This window comes from Mesorhizobium sp. SARCC-RB16n, from assembly GCF_008520305.1.
In the GTDB taxonomy this organism is placed as follows: domain Bacteria; phylum Pseudomonadota; class Alphaproteobacteria; order Rhizobiales; family Rhizobiaceae; genus Mesorhizobium.
This window is the reverse complement of sequence record NZ_ML703253.1, coordinates 26,691-38,712: the sequence shown is the minus strand read 5'-3', so window position 1 is coordinate 38,712 and position 12,022 is coordinate 26,691. Positions and strand designations below refer to the sequence as shown.

The following is a 12,022-nucleotide window of genomic DNA, read 5'->3' as shown; positions in this document are numbered from 1 at the left end:
ATGGGGAAAGAGGCATGCGACGTAGCGGCTTCGCGGCTTATGGGCCGTGCGAAGTCTGACGGCGGGAGCCGTTGGCGTGACGCAAATGAAGAGAGGAGGAGAAGTGGAGGTTTCTGTTGCCAGGTACCTCCGAACCCCGCCTAGAAGTGCGAACCCCTAGGGCTTGATTTGAAGCTATCGCACTGCATTAAGCAGCGAGACGTGCTTCCGCATAGTTGTCGTTGGCAACTATAAGTTTAGCCCGATGACGGTGGTACAATGCCGGGCAAAAGTACGATCTTTACACCTTCGTCGATCCTATTTCGCCCCCAGCAAAAACCGCTCTGTCGTCAACAGCGGCTTTTGGTGGAGGCGCCGGGTACCGCCCCCGGGTCCGAACGGCTTATTTCATCGCCCATTTATCGCCATAGTCGGTCAAGCCGACAAAACGAATATAAGGGGCGTTTGGCGGAAATGAAAGGCCGCAATGGTGCTTTGTCCCTGTGTCAAATTGCGACGCCAAGGGTTGACTTGGGCGCGGTCTCAACCGAAGCTTTGCGAGCGGTGAGGAGTTACCGACCTAGCGCACAAGTTGCGAAGCGCGCCACAGCCCTCATCGATCGGATCCGTGGCGCCGACGAGGGGAATTCTGATGGCCGACTATCTTGCGGATGTGAAGAAATATGACGCCGCGGCAAACGCCGATGCGGTCGAAAAGATCGTCAAGCATCTGGGCATTGCACTGAGGAACCGCGACTCCTCGCTGGTGTCCTGTACGGATCCGAAGGAATTGGCGCGGGTCAAGGAGAGCTGGGTGGCCAAGAAACTCGGCGTCAGCGACGGGGCGAAGGCCGACGCGGCGATCGAGAAAACCTGCAAGGCGATGCACGCCGACAACACCAAGAACCGCGTGACCTTCTACTATCTGGTGGCCAAGGACCTGGGCAAACTCGGTTCGCTCTAACACCTTTTTTCTCACTGCATTCTGGCGGCCGGCAGGCGATTTTCCGCGCTTCCGGTTCGCCAGCGCGAATTCTGACAGAGGTATATTCCCTGTCTGGGTGGGAAGACTTCAGACAGGCGTGGCGTCGGCGCCTACATGCGCTATGATCCGTGAAGTCTCGAATCGAGCCCGGAACCGATGCGCCAGTATCTCGACCTCTTGCAGCATGTGCTGGAAAACGGCGCCGATCGCGGTGACCGCACCGGCACCGGCACGCGCTCCGTCTTCGGCTACCAGATGCGCTTCGATCTGGCGCGCGGCTTTCCGGTCACCACCACCAAGAAGCTCCACCTGAAGTCGATCATCCATGAACTCCTGTGGTTCCTGGCCGGCGACACCAACATCAAGTACCTGACCGACCACGGCGTTTCGATCTGGGACGAATGGGCCGACGAGAACGGCGACCTCGGCCCGGTCTATGGCAAGCAGTGGCGCTCCTGGCCGGATGGCCACGGCGGCTCGATCGACCAGATCGCGAATCTTCTCAAGGAGATCCGCCGCAATCCTCAATCGCGGCGACTGATCGTCTCTGCCTGGAATCCCGCCGAGGTGGAAGCCATGGCGCTGCCGCCTTGCCACTGCCTGTTCCAGTTCTACGTGTCCGAGGGCCGGCTTTCCTGCCAGCTCTACCAGCGCTCCGCCGACATCTTCCTCGGCGTGCCATTCAATATCGCGTCCTACGCGCTGCTGACGCTGATGGTGGCGCAGGTGACCGGGCTGAAGCCGGGCGATTTCGTCCACACGCTCGGCGACGCGCATCTCTACTCCAACCATTTCGAGCAGGCGCGCGAACAGTTGCAACGCACGCCGAGGGCGTTGCCGACGATGTGGATCAATCCGGAGGTGAAGGACCTGTTCGCCTTCCGCTTCGAGGATTTCCGGCTGGAGAACTACGTCGCCGATGCGTCGATCAAGGCGCCTATCGCCGTCTGAGCCGCGGCTTTTCAGTCGACGCCGACCATCACGTCGGAAGCCTTGACCACGGCATAGGCCTGCTTGCCCTTTTCGAGCTTGAGGTCGGCGACGGCTTCGTTGGTGATCGAGGCGGTGACGATGGCGCCGCTGCCGATGTCGATCCTGACATGCGAGGTGGTAGCCCCCTTGATGATTTCGGTGATCGTTCCCTTGAGGACGTTGCGGGCGCTGATCTTCATTGGAGTTCCTTTCGCAGCGGTCGTCTTATCAGAACAATCACGCAGCGCCACTCACAAGACCAGATGGAGTTTCAGCGGGCCAGGCCTTCCCTTGTTATATCCATGCGGATATATCGGTCTGCAGGCTTCGAGCCGATCGGATTTTGGAACCCCAGGAGAGTTTTCGATGACGCGCAAAGGTTTCGGGTTGAGGGCGATCGCCATTGGCGGTCTTGCGGCGGCGTTGATGGCCGCAACGCCGGCAGCGCACGCGGAAGATAAAGTCGTGGTGTTCGCGGCGGCAAGCCTCAAGGATGCGCTCGACGCGGTGAACAAGGCCTGCGAAGCCGATGTCGGCGAGGCCGCGACCGTTTCCTATGCCGCGAGTTCGGCATTGGCCAAGCAGATCGAGGGCGGGGCACCGGCCGACGTCTTCATCTCCGCCGATCTCGACTGGATGAAATATCTCTTCGACAAGAAGCTGACCAAGCCGGATACTGAAGTGAAGTTGCTCGGCAACGAGATCGTGCTGGTGGCGCCGAAGGATTCGACGGTTGAAGCCAAGATCGAGAAGGGCTTCGACCTTGCCAAGCTGGTCGGCGACGGCAAGCTCGCCATGGGCGACTTCAAGGCGGTGCCGGCCGGCAAATACGGCAAGGCGGCGCTTGAATCGCTCGGCGTCTGGTCCTCGGTCGAGGGCAAGGTGGCGCAGGCCGAGAATGTCCGTGCGGCGCTCAAGCTGGTTTCGACGGGCGAGGCGGCCCTCGGTATCGTCTATGCCACCGACGCGCACGCCGAAAAGGGCGTCAAGGTGGTCGGCACCTTCCCGGAGGATTCGCATCCGCCGATCATCTATCCGGTTGCCCAGACCGCCGATTCGAAGGACAAGAATACGCCGGCTTTCCTGAAGTGCCTGCAATCCGCCAAGGCCGGCGCGCTCTTTAGGGAACAGGGTTTTACCGTGCTCACGCCGAGCAACTGAGTTCGAAAGGCCCCGATACCGCACTATGAACTGGCTGCTGGACCTCACTCCCGACGAATGGAATGCGGTCCGGCTGTCCATCAAGGTGGCGACGGTTGCGATGCTCGCCAGCCTGCCGCCCGGCGTAGCGATCGCGCTGCTGCTTGCCCGTGGCCAATTCTGGGGCAAGACGCTGCTCAACGGGCTGGTGCATCTGCCGCTGGTCCTACCGCCAGTGGTGACCGGTTATCTCTTGCTTTTGACGTTCGGCAAGCGTGGCCCGGCAGGTGCCTTTTTGGCCGAGCATTTTGGCATCGTCTTCTCGTTCCGCTGGACGGGTGCCTCCCTTGCCTGCGGCGTCATGGGCTTCCCCCTGATGGTGCGGGCGATCCGGCTGTCGATCGAGGCGGTGGACCGCAAGATGGAGGCGGCCGCGGGAACGCTCGGCGCCAACCCGGCGTGGGTGTTCAGCACCATCACGCTGCCGCTGATCCTGCCCGGGCTGATCGCCGGCGCCATCCTGTCCTTCGCCAAGGCGATGGGCGAATTCGGCGCGACGATCACTTTTGTCTCCAACATTCCTGGCGAGACGCAGACGCTGCCGTCGGCGATCTACACCTTTACCCAGGTGCCGGGCGGCGATGAAGGGGCGCTGCGGCTGACGCTGATTTCCATCGTCATCTCGATGGCGGCACTGGTCGCCTCGGAAGTGCTTGCGCGGCGGGTCGGCCGGCGGATGGACATCGAATGAGCGTCCTTGTCGACATCAGCCACCGGCTCGGCGATTTCGCCATCGATGCCCGCTTCGAGAGCGCCGGACGGCTGACGGCGCTGTTCGGGCCGTCGGGTTCCGGTAAGACGACGCTCATCAACATGATTGCCGGGCTGATTCGGCCGGACAAGGGGTGCATCGAGATCGATGGCCGCGTGCTGGTCGACACCGGCGCCGGCATTTTCGTGCCAAGGCACAAGCGCCGCATCGGCATGGTGTTCCAGGATGCGCGCCTGTTTCCGCATATGAGCGTGATGAGCAATCTGCGCTACGGCCGTTGGTTCACGCCGGCGGCGGAACGCTACGCGGACATGGACAGTGTGGTCGAACTGCTCGGCATCGGCCCTTTGCTCGGGCGCCGACCGGCAAAGCTCTCGGGCGGCGAGAAACAGCGCGTGGCGATCGGGCGGGCGCTGCTTGCCAGTCCGAGGCTGCTGCTCATGGACGAGCCGCTGGCCTCGCTCGACGAAGCGCGCAAGGCCGAGATCCTGCCCTATATCGAGCGGCTGCGCGACGAAACGAAGATCCCGATCGTCTATGTCAGCCATTCGGTCGCCGAGGTGGCGCGGCTGGCCAGCGACGTGGTGATGCTGGCGCAGGGCAAGGTCACCGCCAGCGGCCCGACCGAGGCTGTCATGCAAAGGCTCGACCTGTTGCCGGCCGAAGAGCGCGGCGAGGGTGGCGCCGTGCTGGACACCAAGGTGCTGCGTCACGACGAGACTTTCGGCATGACCGTGCTCGGCTCCGCCGCCGGCGAGATCCGCGTGCCGCGCCTTGCAATGAAGCCCGGGGCTCCCGTGCGGATCCGCATTCGCGCTCGCGACGTGATGATCGCTACGGAAAAACCGACGGGCCTCAGCGCACTCAACATCCTGCCGGGCACGATCGTCGCGATCAGCCCGGGCGAGGGGGCGACGGTCGAAATCGGCATCGATTGCAACGGCGCAACCGTGCTGGCCCGCATCACGGAACAGTCGCGGCAGGTGCTCAAGCTGCGGCTTGGCGGCAAGGTCTTCGCGGTGGTCAAGACTGTGAGCTTCGACCGGGCGAACACCGGCGCCGGCTTGCCGCTCGAGGTCGACGGCTGACAGCGGTGGTGATAGTCGCTATATTGTTTGGGAATAACGGTCGCCGAAGCTGAAGCGATCGCGGAGGAGCAAAAATGCCGTCGCTGAGCCTGCGGATAAATCTCGATCCGGACGGACGGATAGGCCCTGGCAAGATCGAACTTCTGGAGCACATCGCCACCTTCGGTTCGATCTCGGCCGCCGCGCGCGGCATGGAGATGTCCTACAAGCACGCCTGGGATCTGGTCGAGGACATGAACCGGGTGTTCGGCAAGCCGCTGGTCTCGGCGCAGACCGGAGGCCGCAAGGGCGGCGGCGCGCAACTGACGACGGTCGGCCTAGCGGTGGTCAGCCGTTTTCGCGCCATCGAGCGCGCGGCGTCCGCAGCAGCGGCCACACATATGGATGCGTTGCAGGCAGAGATTGAAGCGGGGTAGTCAGTAGTCAGTAGGGAATTAGGCTGGGCTTCACTACTCACTACTCACTACTCCTGCTTCCTTAGCAAATACGTGTCCATGATCCAGCCTTTTTCCCGGCGGGCTTCCTCGCGGCGCTTTTCGATCTCGGCGCAGACATCGCCAAGGCGGCCGGAGATGATGATCTCGTCCGGCGTGCCGAGATAGGCGCCCCACTGGATGAAAAGGTCCTGGTCGGCCAGCGTGTTGAAGGCGCACTTGCCGTCGAGCATGACGACGGCGCTGCCGGCATTGTCCGGCATGCCTTCCTCGGTCAGGCGGCGGCCGGTGGTGATCAGCACGGGATCGCCGATGCGGTTCAGCGCCGTTTTGTGGCTGGCGGCCAGCGCCTGGATGGCAGTGATACCGGGGATCACTTCCAGGTCGAAGGCGACATTGCCCCTCAGGCGCACTCGCTCGAGGATGCGCAATGCGCTGTCATAGAGCGAGGGATCACCCCAGATCAGGAAGGCGCCGCAGCCATTCCCGGCAATCTCGTCGCGGATCAGTCCCTCGTAGATGGAGGCGATGGCTTCGTGCCAGTCGTCAACGGTCGAGCGATAGGAAGAGGTCGGCTCGGCGCGCATCGGCACGTCGAACTCGACCCGGCGTGAGGTCGGGTTGGTGACGAAGCGGTCGCAGATATGGCGCCGCAGGTTGGCAAGATCGGTCTTGTCGGCGCCCTTGTCGGGAATAAACAGGACGTCCGCCCGGTTCAGGCCGGATATGGCTTGGACAGTCATGTGGTCGGGATTGCCGGCGCCGATGCCGATGACGAGAAGCTTGCGCATGGCGCGAACTCCTGCCCGATCGCAACCTGTTAGTCCAGACCGCACGCGTGTCCAGACCGCGTGCGTGTCCAGACCGCATGCGTCTCCAGACCGGTCACGCACGCCCAGGAAGCGGAAGGGCTTTGAAACGCCGCAGTGAAACGGCTAGGGTCATCAGGGCATTCTCGCCGAGGGGGGCTTTCATGCTGCGATCTGTTCTGACCACCTTGCTGGCCCTGTCGGCGGCGCCTGCATTGGCCAACGATTCGGTGGCCGAGCTTGGCACCGGCGGCCTCATCCTGTCGCGCAACGATGCCGTGGCGATGCAAAGCGAGAACCTCGTCATCTCGCCCGAAAAGGTGACTGTGGATTACGTTTTCCACAACAACACCGACAAGGATGTCGACGCGATCGTCGCCTTCCCCATGCCCGACATTTCCGGCGATCCCGAAGAGATGCCGGCGATCCCCGAAAACCAGAGCGACAATTTCCTCGGCTTCGAGGTGACGATCGAAGGCGCGCCGGCAAAGCCGCAACTCGAGCAGAAGGTGATCGCGCTCGGCATCGACATCAGCGCCGATTTGAAGGCACAGAATGTGCCCTTCTATCCGTTCGGAGACGCCGCCAAGGCGGCGCTGGCGAAGCTGCCGCAAGCGGTGGCCGACGACTGGGTCAACCGCGGCATCATCATCGAGGATCCGGGAGCCGACAGTAGCCAGAAACCCGGCTATTCGCCGTTTTGGCAATTGCGCTCGACCTATTGGTGGCGCTCGACTTTTCCGGCCAACAAGGACGTTCACGTCTCGCACCGCTACAAGCCGAGCGTCGGCGGCACGTCTTCCGTCAGCTTTTTCAATGAAGGCCAGTTCCAGAGCTCATACGCGGCCTACAAGACCCGCTACTGCATGGACGACGCGTTCGAGAATGCGGTGCGCAAGGCGGCGAAGGACAATCCGGACGGCTATCCCAAATTCTACGAAAGCCGCATCGCCTATATCCTGACCACCGGCGGCAACTGGGCGGCGGGCACCATCGGCAAGTTCAAGCTGACCGTCGACAAGGGCAATCCGAAAGCCTTGGTCTCGTTCTGCGGCGACACTGTCAAAAAGGTCGGGCCGACGAGCTTCGAGATGACGGCGGACGATTTCTATCCCGAGCACGATATCGACATCCTCCTGCTCGAACCGGCGGACAACAATGGCGGGGACGCAAACTGATGCATGTTGCGATCTATGTCGCCATCGCCGAGAACGGCGTGATCGGGCGGGACGGCGGGTTGCCCTGGCGGCTCTCCACCGACCTCAAGCGCTTCAAGGCCGACACGATGGGCAAGCCCATCATCATGGGCCGCAAGACCTATGAAGGCATCGGCCGTCCGCTGCCGGGCAGGCTGAACATCGTCGTCACCCGCGACAAGGCGTGGCGCGCCGAGGGCGTAGAGGTGGCGCATACTCTGGAAGCCGCGATCCAGCTGGCGACCGTGCGCGGACGCTGCATGGCAGGCGTCGACGAGGTCTGCGTCATCGGCGGCGGCGAGATCTATGCCCAGGCGCTGCCGCTGGCCGACCGTCTGCATGTCACCCATGTGCTGGCAGCCGTCGACGGCGATGCTCATTTCCCGCCGATCGACTCGAAGTCATGGCACGTGGTCAGTTCGCAGGAGGTTCCATCAGGGGAAAAGGACAGCCATGCGACGCGCTATACGGTTTACGAGCGCCGCCGCGAGATAGTTTGAAGATAAAAACACAATTGTAGGACGACAAAGGGTCGCTACCGACCCAAAACGGATGAAGTCGACGGGCATCGCGTTGAAAGCGTGCCGTGGCGTCCCTATAGAAGAACGACACTGGATTTGCGCCGTCACCGCGGCGCTTGAGGGAATTCCAAGCGAAAGGACATTCATGCCCTGGAACGACAAAGGTGGCGGAGGCGGCGGCCCGTGGGGTGGCGGCGGTAACAATCAGGGACCCTGGGGGCAGGGACCGAAGGGACCGAGCGGCCCGCAGGGGTCGCCTCCCGACCTCGAAGACATCATTCGCCGTGGCCAGGATCGGCTCCGGCGTGCGTTGCCCGGCGGCGGTGGCGCCAGTCCGGCCGTGTTCGGGCTGATCGCCGCGGTGCTGGTTGTTCTGTGGGCCTTCCAGGCGGTCTATACCGTGCAGCCCGACGAGGTCGCGGTCGAACTGCGTTTCGGCAAGCCGAAGGCAGAGCTTTCCCAGCCAGGCCTGCATTTCCACTGGTGGCCGGTTGAAACCGTCGAGACGGCCAAGATTTCAGAGCAGCTCGTCGACATTGGCGGTGGCAACACCAGCGGTAACGGCCTGATGCTCTCGGGCGACCAGAATATCGTCAATGTGCAGTTTTCGGTGGCCTACCAGGTGTCCGATCCCCGCGCTTATCTGTTTGATGTCTCCGATCCGGACGGCATGCTGCGGCAGGTTGCCGAGAGCGCCATGCGCGAAGCCGTCGGCCGCCGTCCGGCGCAGGACATTTTCCGCGACGACCGCCAGGGCATTGCCGCCTCGGTGCGCGAGATCATCCAGACGACGCTGGACGGCTACAAGGCCGGCCTGCAGGTCAATGCCGTCTCCATCGAGGATGCAGCGCCGCCACGCGAGGTTGCAGACGCGTTCGACGAGGTGCAGCGCGCCGAGCAGGACGAGGACAAGTTCGTCGAGCAGGCCAATCAGTATTCCAACCAGAAGCTCGGCCAGGCACGCGGCGAGGCGGCCCAGGTCCGCGAAGACGCGGCGGCGTACAAAAATCGTGTGGTGCAGGAAGCCGAAGGTGAAGCCCAGCGCTTCATCTCCGTCTACGACGAATATGTCAAAGCACCCGACGTCACGCGCAAACGTCTTTATCTGGAAACCATGGAGAGGGTTCTGAAGGACTCGAGCAAGGTCATCGTCGAGCAGGGCAACGGACAGGGTGTCGTGCCCTATCTGCCGCTGCCCGCGTTGCTACCGAAACCGCCGGCACCGGCAGCGCCCGCCGCGAAAACGGGAGGTACCCAGTGATGGCCAACCGTCTTCCCATCGTCGTCGTCGTTGCGGCGGTCATCCTGTTCCTGATCTATTCCTCGGTCTTCGTGGTCAATGCGCGTCAGCAGGCGCTGGTGCTCCGCTTCGGCGAGATCGTCGACGTCAAGAGCGAGCCGGGCATCTACTTCAAGGCGCCGTTCTCGTTCTTCGATGCCGACACGGTGCAACTGATCGAGAACAGGGTGCTACGCTTCGATCTCGACAACATCCGCGTCCAGGTGTCGGGCGGCAAGTTCTATGAGGTCGATGCCTTCATCGCCTATCGCATCTCGGATCCGCGTGTCTTCCGTGCGGCAGTGTCCGGTCAGATCGAACTGGCCGAAGCCCGGCTCAGGACGCGTCTCGACGCTGCCTTGCGCCGCGTCTACGGTCTGCGCGATTTCGCGGCCGCGCTCTCCGAAGAGCGTGCCGTGATGATGCGCGAAGTTCGCGATCAGCTCAGGCCCGACGCCACCTCGCTCGGCTTGCAGATCGAGGACGTCCGCATCCGCCGCACCGATCTGACGGCCGAAGTTTCACAGCAGACCTACGACCGCATGAAGGCGGAACGCCTGGCGGAGGCTGCGCGGCTGAGGGCACGCGGCAACGAAGCGGCACAGCGCATCACGGCACGCGCCGATCGTGAAGTGGTCGAGATCGTTGCCGAAGCGCGGAAGGAGTCCGAGATCCTGCGCGGCGAGGGCGAAGCCCAGCGCAGCGCCACCTTCGCGGGAGCCTATCAGCGTGATCCGGCCTTCTTCGATTTCTATCGGTCGATGAATGCCTATGGCACCGCGCTGGACAGCACCGGAACGACGATGGTGCTGTCGCCGAACTCGGAGTTTTTCCGCTTCTTCCGCGATCCCGACGGCAAGGAAGGGCCGGCGAAGCCGACGCCGCCGGCACCTGCCACACCGGCTCCGGCACCTGCCACGCCGACGACGGCACCCGCCGCGCCGACGACACAACCCAGCACCGGCCAGTAACGGCCGGTGCAGGATTTCTTCGCGGCGCTAGGCCTGGTCCTCGTCATAGAGGGCCTAGTCTATGGCGGCTTCCCCGGCTTTGCGAGGAAGCTCGCGGGCGAAGTGTTGTCGATGCCGGAGAATGCCCTGCGGATCGGCGGGCTGGCCGCCATCGCCATCGGTGTCGGCATCGTCTGGCTGGTTCGGGGCGGGTAGAAGCGTGCGGTTTGCGGAATAACGCTCGATTTACACTCTGCCGATAGCCATAGCCGCAAACGTGCCGTATTTCTTGCCATCATGGCGCGACACGGCGTTTTCGTCGAAGCGCTTTTCTCTTTCAGAAATGCCGGGAGGCTTCTCGATGACATCCAACACCCTTTTGCGCGCCGCTCGACGGACGTTGGTCGCCGGCGCGGCAGTGCTTGTCCTGGGCACCGTCGCCGTTCCGTCGTTCGTGACGCCGACATTCGCCGCCGACGGACCCGCCTCGGTCGCCGACCTGGCGGAACGCGTGCTCGGAGCGGTGGTCAACATCTCGACCTCGCAGACGGTGAAGGGCGCCGAAGGTCCGGGCGCCGTGCCGATGCCGCAACTTCCCGAAGGCTCGCCCTTCCAGGATTTCTTCGACGATTTCTTCAAGAACCGCGGTGGCGACAAGGGCGGTGGGTCACAGAAGGTGCAGTCGCTGGGATCCGGTTTCGTCATCGACGCCGAGCAAGGCATCGTCGTCACCAACAACCACGTGATCGCCGACGCCGACGACATCGAGGTCAATTTCTCCGATGGCGTGACCTTGAAGGCGACGCTGGTGGGCACCGACACCAAGACCGACGTCGCGGTGTTGAAGGTCGATCCGAAAGGCCACAAGCTGACGGCGGTGAAATTCGGCGATTCCACCAAGATGCGCGTCGGTGACTGGGTGATGGCGGTCGGCAATCCGTTCGGCCTCGGCGGCACGGTCACGGTCGGCATCGTCTCGGCGCGCAACCGAGACATCAACTCCGGCCCCTATGACGACTTCATCCAGACCGATGCGGCGATCAACCGCGGCAATTCGGGCGGGCCGCTGTTCAACAGCGCCGGCGAGGTCATCGGCATGAACACCGCAATCATTTCGCCGTCCGGCGGCTCGATCGGCATCGGTTTCTCCATTCCCTCGCAGCTCGCCTCGGGCGTCGTCGACCAGTTGCGCCAGTATGGCGAGACGCGGCGCGGCTGGCTCGGCGTGCGCATCCAGCCGGTGACGGACGACATCGCGGAAAGCCTCGGCATGGCGACCGCCAAGGGCGCGCTGGTGGCCGGCGTCATCAAGGGCGGGCCTGTCGACAACGGCACCATCCAGGCCGGCGACGTCGTCATCAAGTTCGACGGCAAGGACATCCATGAAATGCGCGACCTGCCGCGCGTCGTCGCCGAAAGCCCCGTGGGCAAGGCCGTCGACGTGCTGATCGTGCGCAAGGGCGTCGAGCAGACGGTGAAGGTGACGCTCGGCCGGCTCGAGGATGGCGAGAAGCTCGCTAGCGGTGAGAATGGCAACACCGACCAGAACAAGGGCGGCGACAAGGCTCCGGCCGTTTCGACCGCCTCGGTGCTCGGCATGACGGTCGGCGAACTCAACGACGAGACGCGCAAGAAGTTCAGCATCGCCGGCGACGTCTCCGGCGTCGTCATCACCGATGTGGCCAAGGACTCCGCCGCCGCCGAACGCGGTATCCAACCGGGCGAAGTGATAACCGAGATCGCGCAGGAATCGGTCGCCACGCCCAAGGACGTCATGGACCGGATCGGCGCGCTGAAGGAGCAGGGGCGCAAGAACGCGCTGCTGATGCTGGCGTCGAAGACCGGTGAACTCAGGTTCGTGACGATCCGGATGGATTGACGCCCGGCAAGGCCTGTA

Annotated in this window: 15 protein-coding genes and 1 other RNA gene; 12 read left to right on the top strand and 4 right to left on the bottom strand. The window is 63.3% G+C overall.

All coding sequences use genetic code 11. The features are described from left to right. Window positions 1–102 precede the first annotated feature (102 nt). Window positions 103–463, bottom strand: a transfer-messenger RNA (tmRNA) gene (gene ssrA, locus C7I87_RS00195). A 168-nt stretch (window positions 464–631) separates the two neighbouring features. Here ssrA and C7I87_RS00190 point away from each other — a divergent pair. Together C7I87_RS00190 and C7I87_RS00185 are read left to right on the top strand one after the other, a co-directional pair. Further along, window positions 632–943, top strand: a complete 312-nt coding sequence (locus C7I87_RS00190; RefSeq protein WP_149902293.1) for a DUF2853 family protein — start codon at window positions 632–634, stop codon at window positions 941–943. A 177-nt stretch (window positions 944–1,120) separates the two neighbouring features. Next, window positions 1,121–1,915 carry a thymidylate synthase gene (locus C7I87_RS00185; RefSeq protein ID WP_149902292.1) on the top strand — a complete coding sequence of 265 codons (795 nt, stop codon included), beginning with the start codon at window positions 1,121–1,123 and terminating at the stop codon, window positions 1,913–1,915. Window positions 1,916–1,926: 11 nt separating this feature from the next. Here the strand turns inward: C7I87_RS00185 and C7I87_RS00180 are convergent, their stop codons facing one another. After that, a complete protein-coding gene (locus tag C7I87_RS00180; protein ID WP_149902291.1) occupies window positions 1,927–2,136 on the bottom strand; it encodes a TOBE domain-containing protein in 210 nt (69 codons plus the stop codon). 166 nt (window positions 2,137–2,302) lie between these two features. Here C7I87_RS00180 and modA point away from each other — a divergent pair, with 166 nt between their 5' ends. The 4 genes from modA to C7I87_RS00160 all read left to right on the top strand — a co-directional run bounded on the left by modA (window position 2,303) and on the right by C7I87_RS00160 (window position 5,352). Then, a complete protein-coding gene (gene modA / locus C7I87_RS00175) occupies window positions 2,303–3,097 on the top strand; it encodes a molybdate ABC transporter substrate-binding protein (protein WP_149902290.1) in 795 nt (264 codons plus the stop codon). A gap of 25 nt (window positions 3,098–3,122) precedes the next feature. After that, window positions 3,123–3,827, top strand: a complete 705-nt coding sequence (gene modB, locus C7I87_RS00170; RefSeq protein WP_149902289.1) for a molybdate ABC transporter permease subunit — start codon at window positions 3,123–3,125, stop codon at window positions 3,825–3,827. Next, window positions 3,824–4,936 carry a molybdenum ABC transporter ATP-binding protein gene (modC, locus tag C7I87_RS00165; protein ID WP_149902288.1) on the top strand — a complete coding sequence of 371 codons (1,113 nt, stop codon included), beginning with the start codon at window positions 3,824–3,826 and terminating at the stop codon, window positions 4,934–4,936. Before modB ends, modC begins: the two co-directional genes overlap by 4 nt. A gap of 74 nt (window positions 4,937–5,010) precedes the next feature. Continuing rightward, window positions 5,011–5,352 carry a winged helix-turn-helix domain-containing protein gene (locus C7I87_RS00160; RefSeq protein ID WP_127279684.1) on the top strand — a complete coding sequence of 114 codons (342 nt, stop codon included), beginning with the start codon at window positions 5,011–5,013 and terminating at the stop codon, window positions 5,350–5,352. Between the two features lie 47 nt (window positions 5,353–5,399). Here C7I87_RS00160 and cobF read toward each other — a convergent pair whose 3' ends face one another. Beyond that, a complete protein-coding gene (gene cobF, locus C7I87_RS00155) occupies window positions 5,400–6,161 on the bottom strand; it encodes a precorrin-6A synthase (deacetylating) (protein ID WP_149902287.1) in 762 nt (253 codons plus the stop codon). Window positions 6,162–6,343: 182 nt separating this feature from the next. Here cobF and C7I87_RS00150 point away from each other — a divergent pair, with 182 nt between their 5' ends. From C7I87_RS00150 to C7I87_RS00130, 5 genes are all read left to right on the top strand, one after another. After that, complete coding sequence (locus C7I87_RS00150; RefSeq protein WP_149902286.1) at window positions 6,344–7,357, top strand: DUF4424 domain-containing protein; 1,014 nt, start codon at window positions 6,344–6,346, stop codon at window positions 7,355–7,357. Further along, window positions 7,357–7,875, top strand: a complete 519-nt coding sequence (locus tag C7I87_RS00145) for a dihydrofolate reductase (RefSeq protein WP_149902285.1) — start codon at window positions 7,357–7,359, stop codon at window positions 7,873–7,875. The genes C7I87_RS00150 and C7I87_RS00145 overlap by 1 nt, the downstream gene beginning before the upstream one ends. A gap of 166 nt (window positions 7,876–8,041) precedes the next feature. Next, window positions 8,042–9,157 (top strand): FtsH protease activity modulator HflK, encoded by a 1,116-nt coding sequence (gene hflK / locus C7I87_RS00140; protein ID WP_149902284.1) that lies wholly within the window; start codon window positions 8,042–8,044, stop codon window positions 9,155–9,157. Beyond that, entirely contained in the window at window positions 9,157–10,146 is a 990-nt protein-coding gene (gene hflC, locus C7I87_RS00135; protein ID WP_149902283.1) for a protease modulator HflC, read from the top strand. The genes hflK and hflC overlap by 1 nt, the downstream gene beginning before the upstream one ends. Window positions 10,147–10,152: 6 nt before the next feature. Further along, window positions 10,153–10,341 carry a DUF2065 domain-containing protein gene (locus C7I87_RS00130; protein WP_149902282.1) on the top strand — a complete coding sequence of 63 codons (189 nt, stop codon included), beginning with the start codon at window positions 10,153–10,155 and terminating at the stop codon, window positions 10,339–10,341. Window positions 10,342–10,371: 30 nt separating this feature from the next. On the opposite strand, the gene C7I87_RS36350 is transcribed toward C7I87_RS00130, so the two are convergent. Next, window positions 10,372–10,497 carry a hypothetical protein gene (locus C7I87_RS36350; RefSeq protein WP_281409033.1) on the bottom strand — a complete coding sequence of 42 codons (126 nt, stop codon included), beginning with the start codon at window positions 10,495–10,497 and terminating at the stop codon, window positions 10,372–10,374. On the opposite strand from C7I87_RS36350, the gene C7I87_RS00125 reads away from it, so the two are divergent. Beyond that, window positions 10,487–12,004, top strand: coding sequence for a DegQ family serine endoprotease (locus C7I87_RS00125; protein WP_149902281.1), 1,518 nt, complete (start codon window positions 10,487–10,489; stop codon window positions 12,002–12,004). The genes C7I87_RS36350 and C7I87_RS00125 overlap by 11 nt on opposite strands. Window positions 12,005–12,022: the final 18 nt, after the last annotated feature.